Here is a 16549-nt window from a genome sequence, read left to right as displayed (position 1 = left end):
GAGCTCGGAGCGTGGCCCGCACTTCACTGGGGTGCGGGCCACACCCTTGTCCGGGCGCGAATTGACATCTAACATTTCAGTTCGTGGAGGCGATACGACCCGTGAGCCGGACCCTGCTCAGGGACCGGGCGTACGAAGCGATCCGGGACGCCATCGTGGCCGGGGAGATCGAGCCCGGCGCGGTGGTGCGGGACGCCGATCTCGCCGAGCGGCTCGGGCTGTCCCGGGCGCCCGTACGCGAGGCGTTCTCGCGGCTCGTGGACGAGGGGCTGCTGGAGAGCAAGCCGCAGAGCTACACACGCGTGACGCCGGTCGTGGCCGCCGACGTACGGGACGCGGCCGCCGTGGTCGGCGCCATGCACGAGTTGGTGACGCGGGTCGCCGTGCCCCGGCTGATGGCCGCGGACGTGGAGATCATGCGCGCCGCCAACGAGCGCTTCGCCGCCGCCGTCACGGCGGGTCAGGTGGACCTCGCCCTGCGGGCCGACGACGAACTGCACGACGTCCTGGTACGGGTGAGCGGCAACCGCGCGGCCGCCGCCACCGTCGCCCGCTACACCCCGCTCATCCGCCGCCTGGAGCGCCGGCGCTTCGGCGAGGGCGGCACCTGCCGTTCGGCCGGGCTGCACGAGCGGCTGATCGAGGCATGCGCCGCCGGGGAGGTGGACGCCGCGGTCCGCGTCACGGCGGAGATCTGGCGCACCCTCGCCGACCTGGCCGACTTCGACTGACGCCGAGACCCACAGACACGCCGGAGCCCTGGAGGCGCCCCATGTCCCTTTCCGTGCCGTTCTCCTCGTACGACCGCTACCCCCTCCTCTTCGGCCCGTCCCCCGTGCACCCCTTGGAGCGCCTGACCGCCCACCTCGGCGGTGCCTCCCTCTGGGCCAAGCGAGAGGACTGCAACTCCGGGATCGCGTACGGCGGCAACAAGACCCGCAAGCTGGAGTACCTGGTCGCCGACGCGCTCGCGCAGGGCTGCGACACCCTCGTCTCGATCGGCGGCGTGCAGTCCAACCACACCCGCCAGGTCGCCGCGGTCGCCGCCCGCGCCGGACTCAAGTGCGTGCTGATCCAGGAGAGTTGGGTGGACTGGCCCGACGCCGTCTACGACAAGGTCGGCAACATCCTCGTCAGCAGGCTCGCCGGGGCCGACGTACGCCTTGTGCGGGCCGGGTTCGGGATCGGGATCAAGGAGAGCTGGGAGCAGGCGCTGCGGGAGGTGGAGGAGTCGGGCGGCAAGCCGTACGCCATCCCGGCCGGTGCCTCCGACCATCCGCTCGGCGGGCTGGGGTTCGCGCGGTGGGCGTATGAAGTGGCCGAGCAGGAGCGGGTGTCGGGCGTCTTCTTCGACACGGTGATCGTGTGCTCGGTGACCGGCTCCACCCAGGCGGGCATGGTCGCCGGCTTCGCCGCCCTGGAGGAGGCGGGCGGCCGTCCGCGCCGCGTCCTCGGCATCGACGCCTCGGCCAAGCCCGCCACCACCCGCGAGCAGGTCGCCCGGATCGCCGACAACACCGGCCGACTCATCGGCGTCAAGCGTGAGTTGACCGAGGCCGACGTCGAGCTCGACGAGCGGTACCACGCGGGCACGTACGGCGTCCCGGACGAGACCACGCTGGAGGCGATGCGACTTGCGGCGCGGACCGAGGGGATGGTCACGGACCCTGTGTACGAGGGCAAGTCGATGGCCGGGATGATCGACCTGGTCGGCCGCGGCGAGATCGCGCCGGACTCCACGGTGCTCTACGCCCACCTCGGCGGGCAGCCGGCGCTGAACGCGTACAGCGCGCTGTTCTAGGCGGCCGGGCTTGGGCCCTGCGGGAGCGGGGCCTTGGCTTGCGGGAACGTGAGCCTCGGCCTGCGGGGCCAGAAGGCTTCGGCGTGTCAGCTCCGGAGGCCTCGGCCTGTGGGGTCCGAGGGCTCGAGGCGCGAGGTTCGGGGGCTTCGGCCCTGCGGCAACGGGCGCTTCGACCTGCGGGAACTGGGCTTCGACCTGCCGGAAACCGAGGTTCTCGGTATGCACGGTCCGAGGGCACGACCTGCAGGGCTCGGCGGCTTCGGCGCGTCAGCCCCCGCAGGCCTCGGCGTGCGGGGCCTGGCAACCGTCGCGGGTACCGGGCCCTGCCCCGGCGTCCATCTGGCCGGATACAGTGCACAGCGTGTTGGCGGACGATCAGCAGCGGGAGCCGAGTGTCGACCGGACCGACGGCCCTCGCCGCCGGGCCACGATCCACGACGTGGCCAAGCTGGCCGGGGTGTCGCGCCAGACGGTCTCCCGTGCGGTGAACGACAAGGGTGAGATCGACCCGGGCACGAAGGAGCGCGTCCTGGAGGCGGCGCGGCTGCTGGACTACCGGCCGAGCCGGTTCGCGCGCGGCCTCGTCCGGAAGGGGACCGTGACGGCGGGTCTGGTGATCCCGGACCTGATGAACCCCTTCTTCCCCGAGGTGGCCGCCGGGGTGCTGGAGGCCGCCGAGCAGCGCGGCTGGCAGGTCGTCGTGTGGGACTCGCGCACCGACGACGCCCGGGAGCGGGAGGCGCTCGATGTGCTCTCCCACCAGGCGGACGCGGTCGTCGGCTACTTCAAGAACCCGGACGACGTGCTGGCCCGCCACCTCGGCGGCGTACCGCTCGTGCTGCTGGAACGCGGCCCGCAGCAGACCCGGTTCGCGGCGGTCGGCATCGATGCCGCGGCCGGTCTCGAACAGGGCCTGGCCCATCTGGTCCGTGCCGGGCATCGCCGTATCGGCATGCTGGACGGCGTGCACGGTCCCGGCCCGCGACGGGAGGCCTTCCTGAAAGAGACCCGGCGGCACGACCTGCCCGTTGACGACAGCTGGATCGCGCTGTGCGACGAGCACAGCGTGGCGGGGGGCGAGGCCGGAATGGAGCGACTGCTGGACGAGCGGCCCGAGATCACCGCCGTGTTCGGCTTCAACGATCTCATCGCCATCGGCGCCATGCGCGCCGTCCGGTGGCGCGGCCGCCGTGTCCCGGAGGACCTCGCCGTCCTGGGGTTCGACGGACTGTCGCTGGGCGAGTTGGTGGACCCCGCCCTGACCACCCTGCACATCGACAAACGGCGGCTCGGTCGGCTGGCTGTCGAGCAGGTGGCCCGGCTGCGGGCGGGCGAGGAGCCGATGAGCGGCGCGGATGCCTGGGTCATCCCCGAACTGGTCGTGCGGGCCTCCGCCTGATACCGCCTGATGGCTCAGCGCTCGACGCCGGGCGGAGTTCATCGGCCTCTGGAACGACTACATCTGGCCGCTGGTCGTCATGATCAACCCGGACAAGGTCACCCTCCAGGTCGCCCTGGCGAACCTCAACGTCCTGTACAACTCCGACTACGCGCTCGTGATGGCCATGTGACTGGTGCGCGTCCCAGCCTCCGATCGCGCCGGGCGCCCCCGTCGACGGGAGCGCCCTGGACGTCGTACGACTGCCTGAAGTTCCCCTACAGCGCCTGGGCCGCCGGCTTCACCATCCCCCGCACCGTGCGGGACTTCACGAAGTCGCCGATGGCCGTCATCTCCCACTCGCCGGAGAACTGCCTGATCATCTTGGCCATCATCACGCCCGTCTGCGGTTCGGCGCTGGTCAGGTCGAAGCGGACCAGTTCCTCGCCGGTCGCGGCGTCGAGGAGGCGGCAGTAGGCCTTGGCGACCTCGGTGAACTTCTGGCCGGAGAAGGAGTTGACGGTGAAGACCAGGCCGGTGACCTCCTGGGGCAGGCGCCCGAGGTCGACGGTGATGACCTCGTCGTCCCCGCCGCCCTCACCGGTGAGGTTGTCGCCGGAGTGGCGGATGGCGCCCTGCACGATCTGGAGCTTGCCGAAGTAGCAGCTGTCGATGTGGTTGCGCTGCGGGCCGTAGGCGATGACCGAGGCGTCCAGGTCGATGTCCTTGCCGCGGTACGCCGGCTCCCAGCCGAGGCCCATCTTGACCTGGGAGAGCAGCGGGCGCCCGCCCTTCATCAGGGAGACGGTCTGGTTCTTCTGGAGGCTGACGCGGCCCTTGTCGAGGTTGATCTTCCCGGCGCCGGGGGCCGGCGGGGCGGGAGGTGCCGCGGGGGCCGGAGGAGCGGCCGGGGTGGACACGGGCGGGGCAGGCGGAGCGACCGGGGGCTGCATGGTGGGCTGCGGCGGGGCCACCGGTGTCGGAGCAGGGGCCGGGGCCGGTTCCTCGACCGTGACGCCGAAGTCGGTGGCGATGCCGGCCAGGCCGTTGGCGTAACCCTGGCCTACGGCACGGGCCTTCCAGGCGCCGTTGCGCAGGTAGATCTCGACGATCACCAGTGCCGTCTCGGTGCCGAGCTGCGGGGGAGTGAACGTGGCCAGGACGCTGTTGTCGTCGCCGTTGCGGATGGTGGCCGTCGGTTCGATGCCCTGGAAGGTCTGGCCGGCGGCGTCCGGGCTGGCGGTGACGACGATCTTCTCAATGCCCGGGGGGACGGCCGCCGTGTCGACGGTGATGGCGTCCGGGCTGGTGCCACCGCCCGAGCGGTACGTCACACCCGGGCCCTGGGGCTGGTTGTAGAAGATGAAGTCGTCGTCGGAGCGCACCTTGCCGTCGGCGGTGAGCAGCAGGCCCGATACGTCGAGCCGCACCGGGGCGGCGACGTCCACCGTCACGCGCGCGGCGGAGAGAGGGATGTTCGAGCCGGGGGTCATAGCTGTCATGCCCGGTGAACGAGCGGGGGCGCTTTACCGTTCCCTTACCAGCGACCGTTCGGGTCAGCGCCGGTTGCGAGGGTGATTGCGGGCCGTGCGCTCGTTGCCGTGCTTGTAGTTTCCGGTCCAGCGGGCCATGACCAGCTGGGGGTCGGACGTCTCGACCTCGGCGAGGAACTGGGCGGCGCGGGGGCCGTGGAGGGTGGTGGCGGGGCGGCCGTGGTGGGTGATGTGCACGGTGCCGGTCCCGTGTTCCTGGTAGGTGAATCCGTGGGGTCGGGGCATGTGCCAGATCGTAGGTGGAGGGAGGGCGGCGGCCCCAACGGATTTCCCACACCCGCCGACAGCGGGTCAGGGCTCGCCCGCCCACACAACCTTCTGATCCGTAGGATCGGGCAGGGACAAGAACCCCCTACGGCACCACCACGATCTTCCGCCCCACCCCCGACGCGAACTGCCCCAGCGCCTCCGGATACCGCTCCAGTGGCATCCGGTCGCTGATGAAGATCTCCGGGTCCAGCACCCCGTTCGCGAACAACTCCGCCGCCCGCTCGAAGCTGTGCAGGACCGCCATGGAGCCCGTGATGGTGATCTCCTGGTTGTAGATGCGGTACGGGTCGATCGTCACGCGCGTCGCGTAGTCCGCTACCCCGAACTGCAGGAACGTGCCCGCCTTGGCCACTCGGTCCAGGCCGTCCTGGATCGCGGCCGCGTTGCCCGTGGCGTCGACGACCAGGTCCCAGCCCTGGGGGCGGTCCAGTTCGTCCGGGTTCGCGGCGGAGGCCGAGACGCCGAGGCGGCGTGCGGTCTCCAGGCGGGAGGGGTTCACGTCCACCACGTCCACACTGGCCGCCCCCGTCCGCTTGGCCAGCTCCAGCATCATCAGGCCCATCGTGCCGGAGCCGTAGATCAGGACGTGGGCGCCGAGGCGGGACCGGAGGACGTCGTAGCCCCGTACCGCGCACGACAACGGCTCCACGAGCGCCGCGTCCTGGGTGCGGACGTGCTCGGGGAGACGTACGCAGTTCGCCACCGGGGCCACCGCGTACTGCGCCGCACCGCCGGCCGTGGTCACGCCGATCGCCGCCCAGCGTTCGCAGAGGTTGTTGTGGCCCGTACGGCAGTAGCGGCACTCGAAGCAGTACAGCGACGGGTCGACCGCGACCCTGTCGCCCACCGACACCTCCGTGACCTGGGTGCCGACCCCGACCACCTCGCCCGCGAACTCGTGCCCGGGCACGATCGGCAGCTTGGGGGCGAACTCGCCCTGGAGGATGTGCAGATCGGTGCCGCACAGGCCGCACGCGGCGACCTCGACCACGACCTCGCGCGGGCCCGGCGTCGGATCCGGGACCTCGGCGACGACGGCCTTGCCCACGGACTCGATGACGGCGGCCTTCATTTCACGGCTCCCAACGACAGGCCCTGGACCAGCTTGTCCTGGGCGGCGAACCCCGCGGCGAGCACCGGCAGGGAGATGACGAGCGACGCGGCGCACACCTTCGCCAGGAACAGGCCCTGGCTGGTGATGAAGCCGGTCAGGAAGACGGGGGCGGTCTCCGCCACCACGCCGGTCAGCACTCGGGCGAACAGCAGCTCGTTCCAGCTGAAGATGAAGCAGATGAGGGCGGTGGCGGCGATTCCCGGGAGGGCGATGGGGGCCACCACGCGGGTCAGGATCGTCGGGAGCCTCGCGCCGTCCACCCTCGCCGCCTCGATGATCGCCACCGGGACCTCCGCCAGGAAGGACTGCATCATCCACACCGCGATCGGCAGGTTCATGGAGGTGTAGAGGATGACCAGCAGCCAAATGTTGTCGAGCATGTCCGTGTTCTTCGCGAACAGGTAGAGCGGCAGCAGGCCCGCCACGGCCGGCAGCATCTTCGTCGACAGGAAGAAGAACAGGACGTCCGTCCACTTCTTCACCGGGCGGATCGAGAGGGCGTACGCCGCCGGGAGGGCCAGGACCAGGACGAACAGGGTCGAGGCGACGGACGCCACCGTCGAGTTGATCAGTGCCGGCCAGGGGCTCGCCCCACCGCCCGCGCCGAAGAACTCGCGGTAGCCGTCCAGCGTCAGTGACGCGGCGAAGGACGGCGGGTTGGTCGCCGCGTCCTGCTCGGAGTGGAAGGACGTCAGGGCCATCCACGCGATCGGCAGGAAGAACAGGATTCCGAGCAGCCAGGCCACCAGGCCCAGGCCGACCCCCTTGCGGCGGCTGCGCATACGAAGTCGTACTGCTGCTGCACTCATGCGCGTGACACCTCCTCGCGGAACAGGGACGACACCACGCGCAGCGCGAAGGTCGCGATGATGATCGAGCCGATGACCACCAGGACGCCCGCGGCCGAGGCGAGGCCGTTCTCATGGGCCTGGTAGAAGCTCTGGTAGACGGTGTAGGGGAGGTTGGCGGTGCCCAGGCCGCCGGACGTGATCGTGAAGACCGCGTCGAAGTTCTGCACGATGTAGATCGAGCCGAGCAGGGCGCCGAGTTCGAGGTAGCGGCGCAGGTGGGGGAGTGTGAGGTGGCGGAAGATCTGCCAGTCGCTCGCGCCGTCGACCCGGGCCGCCTCGATCTGCTCGTGGTCACGGCTCTGCAGGCCGGCCAGCAGGATCAGCATCATGAACGGCGTCCACTGCCAGACGAGGGAGGCCTCGACCGCGAGGAGTGGGGTGTTGGAGATCCAGTCGGGCTGTGGGCCGCCCACATAGTGCAACAACCCATTGAACAGGCCGTATTCGGGGTTGTAGAGCACATGTTTCCAGAGCAGGGCGGCTGCCACGGGGACCACCAGGAACGGGGCGATCAGCAGGGTGCGGACCACGCCCCGGCCCTTGAACTTCCGGTCCAGGAGCAGTGCCAGGACCAGACCCAGGACCAGGCTGGCCAGCACCACCGCGGCCGTCAGCAGCACGGTCGTCCACACCGAGTGGCGCAGGTCCGCGTCGGTGAGGACCTCCCGGTAGTTGTCGAGGCCGGCGAACTGGCGGGCGTCGGGGTAGAGGGAGTTCCAGTCGAAGAAGGAGATCACCAGCGTGGCCACGAACGGCAGCTGGGTCACCGCGATCATGAAGATCAGGGCGGGCAGCAGGGGGGCTCGGGTCGCCCAGGCGCGGAGCCTTGCGGAGGGCCTGCGGGGCGTATGCACGGGTGTCGTGGCCACGGGGGCCGTAGTGGTCGCTGTCATCGCCCCTCGTACTCCTCGGAGATCTTCTCGGCGAGCTGCTGGGACTTCTTCAGGGCCGACTCGACGGACTGGCGTCCGGCGATGGCCGCGCTGATCTCCTGGGAGACCTTGGTGCCGAGATCGGTGAACTCGGGGATGCCGACGAACTGGATGCCGGGCGCGGGGCGCGGCTGGACGCCGGGGTCGTTCGGGCGGGCGCCCTCGATGGCCTCCTTCGTCATCTCCTGGAAGGCGGCTGCCTCCTGGCGGTACGCCGGGTTCGCGTAGGTGGAGGCCCGCTTGCCGGCCGGGACGTTGGACCAGCCGATCTCGTCGCCGACCAGCTGCTCGTACTGCTTGCTGGACGCCCAGGACACGAACTTCCAGGCCTTGTCCGGGTTCCGGGACGCCTGCTGGATCCCCCAGGCCCACGTGTAGAGCCAGCCGGCGGACTCCGTCTTCTCGACGGGCGCGGGTGCGTAGCCCACCTTGCCCTTGACCGGGGACTTCGCCGCCTCCAGGGAACCGGCCGCGGAGGTGGCGTCGTACCACATGGCGACCTTGCCCTGGGTCATGTTGTTCAGGCACTCGGCGAACCCGGACTGGGCCGCTCCCGACTCACCGTGCTCGCGCACCAGGTCGACATAGAACTTCGTCGCCTTTTCCCACTCGGGGGAGTCGAGCCGAGCCTTCCAGTCCTTGTCGAACCAGGTGCCGCCGAAGGTGTTCACGACGGTGGTGAGTGGCGCCATCACCTCGCCCCAGCCGGGCAGGCCGCGCAGACAGATGCCCTTCATGCCCGGCTCGGCGCCGTCCACCTCGGCCGCGAGGTCCGCCACCTGCTGCCAGGTGGGGTGCGCGGGCATCGTCAGCCCTTCCTTCTCGAACACGTCCTTGCGGTACATCAGGAAGGACGACTCGCCGTAGAAGGGCTGGCCGTAGAGCTTGCCGTCGTCGCCGGTCAGGGACTGGCGCATCGGCCTCAGGACGTCCTGCTCGGCGTACGCCGGGTCCTTGGCGACGTAGGAGTTCATCTCCTTGAGCCAGCCGTTGCGGGCGTAGATCGGTATCTCGTAGTTGGAGAGGGTGGCGACGTCGTACTGGCCCGCCTGGTTGGCGAAGTCCTGGCTGATCTTGTCGCGGACGTCGTTCTCGGGCAGGACGGTGAAGTTGACCTTGATGCCGGTCTCTTCGGTGAAGCGGGGGGCGAGCTTCTGCAACTCCGTCATCTGGGGGTTGTTGACCATGAGGACGTTGATCGAGTTGCCGCCCGACCCCGCCCCGCCCGCTCCGACCCAGCAGCCGGAGAGCAGCGGGGCGAGCAGCGTCCCTGCGGCGGCCATGGCGAGCGTGGCTCGCGGTGGCCGTCGTCGGCTCTGGGTTCGCATGGATCGCTCCTGGACAAATGGGGGGGACGTATGGAGAGATGGCGTAGGGGGGAGAAGGGGGCATAGGGGAGATAGGGGACGCTGCCGGGTGTGGATGTGCCTTGCAGGGGACGTGAGGTGGACTGTCAGACGCGGATGACCTGAGGTCCCAGCAGCGAGTACCGATGCGCCTCGGCGGCCGGAAGCAGGGTGCTCGTCACGATCGCCTCCAGCGCGCTGATGTCGGCGAACCTGCAGAAGCTGACCGCTCCGAACTTGGTGTGCACGCCCGCGAACACCGTGCGGCGCGCGGCCCGGATCGCCTGCGACTTGACCTCGCTGACCGCCGGGTCGGGGGTGGTGAGGCCGTGCTCGCGGGAGATGCCGTTGGCGCCGATGAACGCCAGGTCGATGACGAAGCCGGCCAGCATCTTCGTCGTCCAGTGGTCGACGGTGGCGAGGGTGCCGGGCCGCACCCGGCCGCCGAGGAGCAGCACGGAGACGTGCTCCGACTCGGCGAGGGCGCCCGCGACCGGCAGGGACGCGGTGACCACGGTCAGCGGCCGGTCGGTGGGCAGGGCCTCGGCGATGAGCTGCGGGGTGAAGCCCTCGTCGACGAAGACCGTCTCGGCGTCCCCCAGCAGCTCGGCCGCGGCGCCCGCGACCCGGCGCTTCTCGGGGACATGGCTGGTGGCACGGAAGGCGAGCGTCGTCTCGAAGCCGGCGCTCTCCACCGGGTAGGCGCCGCCATGGGTACGGCGGAGCAGGCCGTGGTCCTCCAGGACGCGCAGGTCCCGCCGTACGGTCTCCTTGGCCACGCCCAGCTCGGTGGCGAGCGCGGTGACGTCGACGGAGCCGTCGCGCCGAGCGGCCAGCACGATCTCACGCTGGCGTTCTTCCGCCGTTCTCGTGCTCATGCCGACACCTGCCTTCCGCTGTGCTGCCCGTTCGGGCCCGGTGCGGCCCATGGGGGAATTTCTACAGCGGGGTTTCGGCGCTGACCAGGTCTGTTGCATGCCCGATGCTGCCCGTGTGCGCCCGTTCACGGTGCGGGGTGCCCGCCGCGGACCTGCATGGTTGTGGTGGGGCGCGTGAGATCGGGCGCGCGCGGCGCCCGAATACGGCGGCGGGCGGGCCCGTTCGGTGCCCGCCCGTCCTTCAGGAGCCTGTCGACGACTGGTTTCGGTCAGTACGGCCAGATGGGCGGGTCGCTCACGAAGTGGCCGCCCAGGTAGGAGTGCGCGATGTTCTCCGGGTCGAGCTCGCCCTGCTCGGCGATCAGCTTCTCGGCGTACGGCTCGGAGTCGTCCTGCGGCTCGTAGCCGAGGGCGCGGGCGGTGGTCAGGTCCCACCACAGGCGGGTGTTCGCGGAGGAGCCGTAGACGACGGTGTGCTCGACGTTCTCGGAGGTCAGGGCCGCGTGGAAGAGGCGGGCGCCGTCGGCGGGGCTCATCCACACCGACAGCATGCGCACGCTGGTCGGCTCGGGGAAGCAGGAGCCGATGCGCACGGACACCGTCTCCAGGCCGTACTTGTCCCAGTAGAACTGCGCGAGGTCCTCACCGAAGGACTTGGACAGGCCGTAGAAGGTGTCGGGGCGGCGCGGGGTGTCGACGGGGATCAGCGCGCTCGCGTCATGCGGTGCGGTGCCCTCGGGGCGGGGGGTGAAGCCCACCGCGTGGTTGGAGGAGGCGAAGACGACGCGGCTCACGCCCTCCTCGCGGGCGGCCTCGTACAGGTTGTAGGTGCCCTCGATGTTCGCCCGGAGGATCTTCTCGAACGGGGCTTCCAGGGAGATGCCCGCGAGGTGGATGATCGCGTCGACGCCCCGCACGGCCTCGCGCAGCGCCTCCCGGTCGGCGAGGTCGGCGACGATCGCGTCCGGCTCGCCCGCGACGGGGCGCAGGTCGAGCAGGCGCAGCTCGTAGCCGTACTCCGGGAGCAGGTCCCGCATCTGGGTGCCGAGTCCGCCGGCGGCGCCGGTGAGCAGAACGGTGCGGGGCGCTGGCATCCTCGGTTCTCCTTGAGTCATGGGCCGCATGCGTGCACGGTATTCACATTCATGGACTAGTTAAGGATCACCACCCTTCCCCGTCAAGAGTGGTGCAGGTTGCGTTCATAACCGTAAACTCTGATCAGAAACCTGTACTTATCCGTTCTCGTTCCAGGGAGAGCCCGTGACGCCTGCCCCCCTCGCCGCTCGACTCGGCATGCCCAGCGGGCCGCTGTTCTTCCCCGTCACCGCCTACGCCCCCGACGGCTCGGTCGACCTCGACACCTACCGCACCCATGTGCGCCGGGGCGTCGAGGCCGGGGCCGCCGCCGTGTTCGCGTGCTGCGGCACCGGGGAGTTCCACGCGCTCACGCCCGAGGAGTACGAGGCGTGCGTGCGGGCGGCCGTCGAGGCGGCGGCGGGACGGGTACCGGTCGTCGCGGGCGCCGGCTACGGCACCGCCCTGGCCGTGCGGTACGCCGGGCTCGCCGAGAGCGCCGGTGCGGACGGGCTGCTCGCCATGCCGCCGTATCTCGTCGTCGCCGGGCAGGAGGGGCTGCTGCGGCACTACCGGGAGATCGCGGCCGCGACCGCGCTCCCCGTCATCGTCTACCAGCGCGACAACGCCGTGTTCACCCCGGAGACCGTCGTCGAACTGGCCCGCACGGACGGGATCATCGGGCTCAAGGACGGTCTCGGCGACCTCGACCTCATGCAGCGCGTCGTCAGCGCCGTACGCACCGAGGTCCCCGGCGACTTCCTGTACTTCAACGGCCTGCCGACCGCCGAACAGACCCAGCTCGCCTACCGCGCGATCGGCGTCCCGCTCTACTCCTCCGCCGTGTTCTGCTTCGCCCCGGAGATCGCCCACGCCTTTTACCGGGCGCTGGAAGCGGGCGACGACACCACCGTGGGCCGCCTCCTGGACGGCTTCTACCGCCCGTTCGTCGAACTGCGCGCCCAGGGCCGCGGATACGCCGTCGCGCTGGTCAAGGCGGGCGTACGGCTGCGCGGGCTGGACGTGGGGGAGGTGCGGCCGCCGCTGCACGAGCCCAGCGAGGATCATGTCAAGCAGCTCGCCCAGGTGATCGAGCGCGGTTACGCGCTGCTGGAGAAGGAGCCGGAGGAGACCAAGTGAAGGCGTCGACATTCGTCTACCCCTGGGACGTCAACGGGGACCCCGAGGCGCCCGGGAGGATCGCCGCCCTCGGCGTGCAGCAGGTGACGCTCGCCGCCGCCTACCACTCCACCCGCGCCCTCACCCCCCGCCACCCGCGCCACCGCATCGTCACCGCCGAACACGCGGCCGTGCTCTACCCGACGGACGACCGGTGGGCGGGCCGAGAGCTGCGCCCGTACGCGGCGGGGGACTGGGCGCCCGGTGACGCGTACGGCGAGGCGGCCACCGCACTCGCGAACGCGGGCCTGGAGGTCCACACCTGGGTGGTTCTCGCGCACAACTCCCGCCTGGGTGCCGAACACCCGGCCACCTCGGTCGTCAACGCCTATGGCGACCGCTACCCGTGGGCGCCCTGCATCGCGCAGCCCGCCACGCGCGCGTACCTCGTCGACCTGGCCGCCGAGGCCGCCGTACGCCCCGGGGCGCGCGGCACCGAGCTGGAGTCCCTCGGCTGGTACGGCCTCCAGCACCTGCACGCCCACGACAAGACCGGCGGGGTACCGCTCGGGGACGCCGGCCAGTACCTGATGGCGCTCTGCTTCTGTCCCACCTGCCGGGAGGGCTACGGCGCCCAGGGCCTGGAATCCGACGCGCTCGCGGCCGCCGTACGTGCCGCCCTGGAGCCGCTGTGGCAGGGCACGGTCGCCGACGAGGGCTGGGCCGGGGTCGAGAAGTTGCTCGGCTCGCAGACGGCGGCGGCCACGCGCGCGTGGCGCGACGAAACCGCCCGTACGCTCCAGGAGGCCGCGGTCGCCGCCGTCCGCGCGGCCGCTCCCGCCGGCTTCCAGGTGCTGCTGCACGCCGACCCGGTGACGTACCACGTGGGCGCCAACCCGGGCGTCGACCCCGCGCACATCCTCTCCGTCGCGGACGGCGTGGTCGTGCCCTGCGCGGGCGGCCCCGGTCTGCTGACGCCGTTCGCCGAGCAGGGCCGCGAGGGCGCCGTCATCGCCGCCAACTTCGGTGTGGTCTCCGGGATGGGCGGCAGCCCGGCCACGCTGGCGTCGGACGCGGCACGCGCGCGTGAGCTGGGGGCCACGGAAATCCGGCTCTATCACGCGGGGTTGGCGTCGGACGGGGACTTGGAAGCGGTGCGGGAGGGGCTCGCCGGGCTGTGAAGCAGCGGTAGGGCGGTCGCCGGCCACACGGCGCCGAGGGTCGCCAACAGCAGCCGTACGTCGACCAGTTCGACCAGCGCGGCCCCCACGGCCAGCCCGATGACGTTCGGCGTGAAGACGAGTGTGTTGGCCGTGGCGGCGGTACGGCCGAGCAGCGCGTCCGGCGTCTCACGCTGTACGGCGGTGAGCGCGGCGATGAGCACGCAGGGCAGGCCCGCGCCGATCGCCGCGCTGCAGACCAGGGCGACCGGGTCGGACGGGATCGCCCTCAGCCCCGCCGCGGCGGCCGTCACGGCGATGCCGTACGCGGCGAAACGGCGTTCGCCGAGGCGACGCAGGGCCGGTCCGGAGAGCAGCCCGATCACCACCGAACCGGCGCCCTGGACGGCGTACAGCACACCGGCGTACGCGGGAGCGTGCCCGAGGCCGTCGATGACGGCGTAGACCAGCGACCCGCTGAGCCCCGCGAAGAGCATGGTCGTGCCGCCGGCCAGGACGAGCGGGCGCAGCCGGGGGTGCGACCAGAGATGGCGGGCGCCCTCGGCGGTCCGCGCCCGCCGGCCGCCGCTCGGCGGCTCGGGCCTGCTCTCGCGGACCCGGAGAGCGGCGTACAGGCCGGTCGCCACCACGAACGTCAGGGCGTCGAGCAGAGCGACACCCGCGCCGCCGTACGCCGCGTAGATACCCGCGCCGGCCAGTGGCGCGAGGAGTTTCATGCCCTCGATGGCCGTCATGCGCAGCCCGTTGAAGTCGCCGAGCAGGGGCGCGGGGACCGCGCTCGCGACGAGGGCGGACTCGGCCGCGTCGTGCACGACGCCTGCCGCGCCGTAGACGAACAGGACCGCGAAGAGGAGCCAGAGGCGATCCGGGGAGTCGACCGTGAGGAGGGTGAGCAGGAGGGCGGCCAGGAGGAGGTTGGCGCCGATCAGCAGCGGTTTGCGGCGGGTGCGGTCGGCGAGCGTGCCGAGCAGCGGGCCGGCCAGGGTGGGCGCCCACAGGGCGAGCATGCACAGCGCGGCCAGGCCGTCGGACCCGGTGAGGTCCTTGACCCATACGCCGGATGCCAGCCACAGCGCGGAGGTGCCGAAGCCGGAGATCACGACTCCGGTGAGGTAGAGGCGGGCATTGCGGTCGCGCAGGACGGCCGAAGTCGTCGAAGTCGTCGGTGTCGTCGTCATGCCTGGCGATCGTGGTTCTAAGGCGGGCGGGCGCGGATCGGGAACGTGCCTTAGAGACGCCCGCGCAGACGCGCTTTCGGGCAAGGTGAACACTCGGCCAACTACCTGTGCGCGACCGCGATTTGACCGTGACGTGGGCGCGGCCCGTGATGTAACCTTCAAGCAAAGAAAGAGTAAAGTCAGAAGGAGGCGATCATGTTCGAACTGCGCAAAGAAGCGGAGATGAGGCTGCACTCGGAGAAGATGGCCCGGGAACTCGCTATGAAGAATCTTCTGAAAAGGCAGCGCGCAGAAGGCGGCGAGACGGATGAGAACCCTGCACTTCGGCCTGAGAGTGACCAATCCTGAGCGGTCGCTCGCCTTCTACACGGCCGTCGGCTACGAGGTGGTCGGGAGCGTCCCCGACACCCCGCTGGGTCGGCTGACCATGCTCAAACTCCCTGGTGACGAGTTCGTCAGCATCGAACTCGTCCACGATCCCGCCGGGCGCCAGGCCGGGCGGGAGGAGGCCGGGGCCGACGCCGGCAGCGGCCTCAGTCACCTGGTCGTCAAGGTGGAGTCGATGGACGCCACCCTCGCTGAGCTCGCCGCCCGTGGCGTCGATGCCGAGGCGCCCGAATCGCCGGACGGCGCGGACGATTTCCGCACGGCGTGGCTCACGGACCCGGACGGCAACCGGATCGAACTGGTCCAGTGGCCGGCCGGCCATCCCGACGGTCTCAGCGCGGCCGACTTGCAGGACTGAGGGCCGGGTCCGGAACCCGTAGGAGCGCCTGGCGGGAATCCGTTGGAAGCTGTCGGCAGTGGCTGCTGCACACCGCGTGGGACGTCGTGCGCCACCTCAAGGGCAACCCGATCGTCCCGTTCCTCCACGACTCCTCGCTGGGGTGCGCGATCTGTGACCCGGTGATCGCGCTGTGGTGCCTGGGCGGGGGCAGGACGCCGCGGGAGCTGGTCGGGGCGGTGCGGGCCAGGAGGGCCGGGCGCGTCGAGCGGGCGCGCGGTGCGCGCGGTGCGTGCGGTGCGTGCGTCGAGCCCGCCGAAGCCATGGAGTCCGCCGAAAACGTGTTGCCCGCCCGGCGATGAGTTCCGGGACCGGGGCCGGTCCACCCTTCAGGACGCCCGGAACCTTGACCGTAACCGTGAGGAGCAGCCGATGACCGACACGACCCTCGACCTCGGTCCCCAGACCCGCGTCATCGCCCGCCTCGCCGCGGCCGTGACCGACGAACAGCTGGCGCACGCGACCCCGTGCCCGGACTACGCGGTGCACCACATGCTGGGCCACCTGGTCCATCTGGCCGCAGCCTTCCGCGACGCCGCCCGCAAGGACCTCGGCGCCACGACCGACACCAGCCCCACGAACGCCCTCCCGGACATCGGCCCCGGCTGGCGCGAGGAGCTGCCCAAGGTCCTCGACGAACTCGCCGACGCCTGGCGCGCCCCGGCCGCCTGGACCGGCATGACGCGAGCGGGCGGCGTGGACCTCCCCGGCGCGGTCGCCGGTGCCGTCGCCATCGACGAACTCGTCATCCACGGCTGGGACCTGGCCCACGCAACCGCCCAGCCGTACGACCCCGACCCGGCCGCGCTCCAGGCGTGCCACGACTTCCTCCTGGCCGCAGCCGCCGAAGACGACCGGGGAGGCGGCATCTTCGGCCCGGTCGTCCCGGTGCCGGACGATGCGCCCCTGCTGGACCGGGCGGTGGGGCTGAGCGGGCGGGATCCGGGGTGGCGGCGGCCGTAGCAGCACACATTTGCACTCTCCATGTGTCCATCCACCCCAGTCGCGCAACTCGCTTGCCGCACCGGTAGTTGACTGCATAGCATCGAGTTCACGATCGCGAATCGACTGTTGATCCGGTGCGTCGGGG

Annotated in this window: 17 protein-coding genes and 2 pseudogenes; 10 read left to right on the top strand and 9 right to left on the bottom strand. The window is 71.0% G+C overall.

The features are described from left to right. The first annotated feature begins 83 nt into the window (after nucleotides 1-83). The 4 genes and pseudogenes from ABD932_RS07520 to ABD932_RS07505 all read left to right on the top strand — a co-directional run. Nucleotides 84-731: a GntR family transcriptional regulator gene (locus ABD932_RS07520; protein ID WP_345009893.1), complete on the top strand. Its 648-nt coding sequence runs from the start codon at nucleotides 84-86 to the stop codon at nucleotides 729-731. Nucleotides 732-784: 53 nt separating this feature from the next. Continuing rightward, nucleotides 785-1801 (top strand): 1-aminocyclopropane-1-carboxylate deaminase, encoded by a 1017-nt coding sequence (locus ABD932_RS07515; RefSeq protein ID WP_345010468.1) that lies wholly within the window; start codon nucleotides 785-787, stop codon nucleotides 1799-1801. 352 nt (nucleotides 1802-2153) lie between these two features. Continuing rightward, complete coding sequence (locus ABD932_RS07510; RefSeq protein ID WP_425587418.1) at nucleotides 2154-3200, top strand: LacI family DNA-binding transcriptional regulator; 1047 nt, start codon at nucleotides 2154-2156, stop codon at nucleotides 3198-3200. 37 nt (nucleotides 3201-3237) lie between these two features. Next, a pseudogene (locus ABD932_RS07505) lies at nucleotides 3238-3366 on the top strand (carbohydrate ABC transporter permease); the annotation flags it as partial. Between the two features lie 91 nt (nucleotides 3367-3457). Here the strand turns inward: ABD932_RS07505 and ABD932_RS07500 are convergent. From ABD932_RS07500 to ABD932_RS07465, 8 genes are all read right to left on the bottom strand, one after another. After that, on the bottom strand, nucleotides 3458-4672 hold the full coding sequence (locus ABD932_RS07500; protein WP_345010466.1) for a TerD family protein: 1215 nt from the start codon (nucleotides 4670-4672) through the stop codon (nucleotides 3458-3460). 63 nt (nucleotides 4673-4735) lie between these two features. Further along, complete coding sequence (locus ABD932_RS07495; protein WP_345009889.1) at nucleotides 4736-4957, bottom strand: hypothetical protein; 222 nt, start codon at nucleotides 4955-4957, stop codon at nucleotides 4736-4738. 127 nt (nucleotides 4958-5084) lie between these two features. After that, complete coding sequence (locus ABD932_RS07490) at nucleotides 5085-6074, bottom strand: zinc-dependent alcohol dehydrogenase family protein (protein WP_345009887.1); 990 nt, start codon at nucleotides 6072-6074, stop codon at nucleotides 5085-5087. Beyond that, nucleotides 6071-6925: a carbohydrate ABC transporter permease gene (locus tag ABD932_RS07485; protein WP_345009885.1), complete on the bottom strand. Its 855-nt coding sequence runs from the start codon at nucleotides 6923-6925 to the stop codon at nucleotides 6071-6073. The genes ABD932_RS07490 and ABD932_RS07485 overlap by 4 nt, the downstream gene beginning before the upstream one ends. Next, nucleotides 6922-7860 (bottom strand): carbohydrate ABC transporter permease, encoded by a 939-nt coding sequence (locus ABD932_RS07480; RefSeq protein ID WP_345009883.1) that lies wholly within the window; start codon nucleotides 7858-7860, stop codon nucleotides 6922-6924. Before ABD932_RS07480 ends, ABD932_RS07485 begins: the two co-directional genes overlap by 4 nt. Then, a complete protein-coding gene (locus ABD932_RS07475; RefSeq protein ID WP_345009881.1) occupies nucleotides 7857-9227 on the bottom strand; it encodes an ABC transporter substrate-binding protein in 1371 nt (456 codons plus the stop codon). Before ABD932_RS07475 ends, ABD932_RS07480 begins: the two co-directional genes overlap by 4 nt. A 125-nt stretch (nucleotides 9228-9352) precedes the next feature. Continuing rightward, a complete protein-coding gene (locus ABD932_RS07470) occupies nucleotides 9353-10123 on the bottom strand; it encodes a DeoR/GlpR family DNA-binding transcription regulator (protein ID WP_345009879.1) in 771 nt (256 codons plus the stop codon). Between the two features lie 269 nt (nucleotides 10124-10392). Further along, nucleotides 10393-11217, bottom strand: a complete 825-nt coding sequence (locus ABD932_RS07465) for an NAD-dependent epimerase/dehydratase family protein (protein WP_345009877.1) — start codon at nucleotides 11215-11217, stop codon at nucleotides 10393-10395. 166 nt (nucleotides 11218-11383) lie between these two features. Here ABD932_RS07465 and ABD932_RS07460 point away from each other — a divergent pair, with 166 nt between their 5' ends. After that, nucleotides 11384-12337 carry a 5-dehydro-4-deoxyglucarate dehydratase gene (locus ABD932_RS07460; protein ID WP_345009875.1) on the top strand — a complete coding sequence of 318 codons (954 nt, stop codon included), beginning with the start codon at nucleotides 11384-11386 and terminating at the stop codon, nucleotides 12335-12337. Then, nucleotides 12334-13497 carry a hypothetical protein gene (locus tag ABD932_RS07455; RefSeq protein WP_345009873.1) on the top strand — a complete coding sequence of 388 codons (1164 nt, stop codon included), beginning with the start codon at nucleotides 12334-12336 and terminating at the stop codon, nucleotides 13495-13497. Before ABD932_RS07460 ends, ABD932_RS07455 begins: the two co-directional genes overlap by 4 nt. Here the strand turns inward: ABD932_RS07455 and ABD932_RS07450 are convergent. After that, entirely contained in the window at nucleotides 13434-14675 is a 1242-nt protein-coding gene (locus tag ABD932_RS07450; protein ID WP_345009871.1) for an MFS transporter, read from the bottom strand. The two genes, ABD932_RS07455 and ABD932_RS07450, sit on opposite strands and share 64 nt — an antisense overlap. A 195-nt stretch (nucleotides 14676-14870) precedes the next feature. Here ABD932_RS07450 and ABD932_RS07445 point away from each other — a divergent pair, with 195 nt between their 5' ends. The 4 genes and pseudogenes from ABD932_RS07445 (at nucleotide 14871) to ABD932_RS07430 (ending at nucleotide 16422) form a co-directional block, all read left to right on the top strand. Continuing rightward, the gene (locus tag ABD932_RS07445; protein WP_345009869.1) at nucleotides 14871-15023 is read left to right on the top strand and encodes a hypothetical protein; all 153 of its coding nucleotides are present in this window, start codon (nucleotides 14871-14873) and stop codon (nucleotides 15021-15023) included. Beyond that, complete coding sequence (locus ABD932_RS07440) at nucleotides 15010-15420, top strand: VOC family protein (protein WP_345009867.1); 411 nt, start codon at nucleotides 15010-15012, stop codon at nucleotides 15418-15420. The genes ABD932_RS07445 and ABD932_RS07440 overlap by 14 nt, the downstream gene beginning before the upstream one ends. Before the next feature lie 59 nt (nucleotides 15421-15479). Continuing rightward, nucleotides 15480-15761, top strand: a pseudogene (locus tag ABD932_RS07435) (DUF6010 family protein); the annotation flags it as partial. 70 nt (nucleotides 15762-15831) lie between these two features. Continuing rightward, on the top strand, nucleotides 15832-16422 hold the full coding sequence (locus ABD932_RS07430; protein WP_345009865.1) for a TIGR03086 family metal-binding protein: 591 nt from the start codon (nucleotides 15832-15834) through the stop codon (nucleotides 16420-16422). The last annotated feature ends 127 nt before the right edge of the window (nucleotides 16423-16549 follow it).

The sequence above is a fragment of the Streptomyces shaanxiensis genome (assembly GCF_039537145.1).
GTDB classification, from domain to species: Bacteria; Actinomycetota; Actinomycetes; order Streptomycetales; family Streptomycetaceae; genus Streptomyces; species Streptomyces shaanxiensis.
Note: the sequence above shows the minus strand (reverse complement) of the source record. Positions and strands in the feature narration are given on the sequence as shown.

What these genes read in the sequence shown, in the direction of transcription:
- ABD932_RS07500 (WP_345010466.1), bottom strand. Translation starts at nt 4,672, where the DNA reads ATGACCCCCGGCTCGAACATCCCTCTCTCCGCCGCGCGCGTGACGGTG.
- ABD932_RS07495 (WP_345009889.1), bottom strand. Translation starts at nt 4,957, where the DNA reads ATGCCCCGACCCCACGGATTCACCTACCAGGAACACGGGACCGGCACC.
- ABD932_RS07490 (WP_345009887.1), bottom strand. Translation starts at nt 6,074, where the DNA reads ATGAAGGCCGCCGTCATCGAGTCCGTGGGCAAGGCCGTCGTCGCCGAG.
- ABD932_RS07485 (WP_345009885.1), bottom strand. Translation starts at nt 6,925, where the DNA reads ATGAGTGCAGCAGCAGTACGACTTCGTATGCGCAGCCGCCGCAAGGGG.
- ABD932_RS07480 (WP_345009883.1), bottom strand. Translation starts at nt 7,860, where the DNA reads ATGACAGCGACCACTACGGCCCCCGTGGCCACGACACCCGTGCATACG.
- ABD932_RS07475 (WP_345009881.1), bottom strand. Translation starts at nt 9,227, where the DNA reads ATGCGAACCCAGAGCCGACGACGGCCACCGCGAGCCACGCTCGCCATG.
- ABD932_RS07470 (WP_345009879.1), bottom strand. Translation starts at nt 10,123, where the DNA reads ATGAGCACGAGAACGGCGGAAGAACGCCAGCGTGAGATCGTGCTGGCC.
- ABD932_RS07465 (WP_345009877.1), bottom strand. Translation starts at nt 11,217, where the DNA reads ATGCCAGCGCCCCGCACCGTTCTGCTCACCGGCGCCGCCGGCGGACTC.
- ABD932_RS07450 (WP_345009871.1), bottom strand. Translation starts at nt 14,675, where the DNA reads ATGACGACGACACCGACGACTTCGACGACTTCGGCCGTCCTGCGCGAC.
- ABD932_RS07445 (WP_345009869.1), top strand. Translation starts at nt 14,871, where the DNA reads ATGTTCGAACTGCGCAAAGAAGCGGAGATGAGGCTGCACTCGGAGAAG.
- ABD932_RS07430 (WP_345009865.1), top strand. Translation starts at nt 15,832, where the DNA reads ATGACCGACACGACCCTCGACCTCGGTCCCCAGACCCGCGTCATCGCC.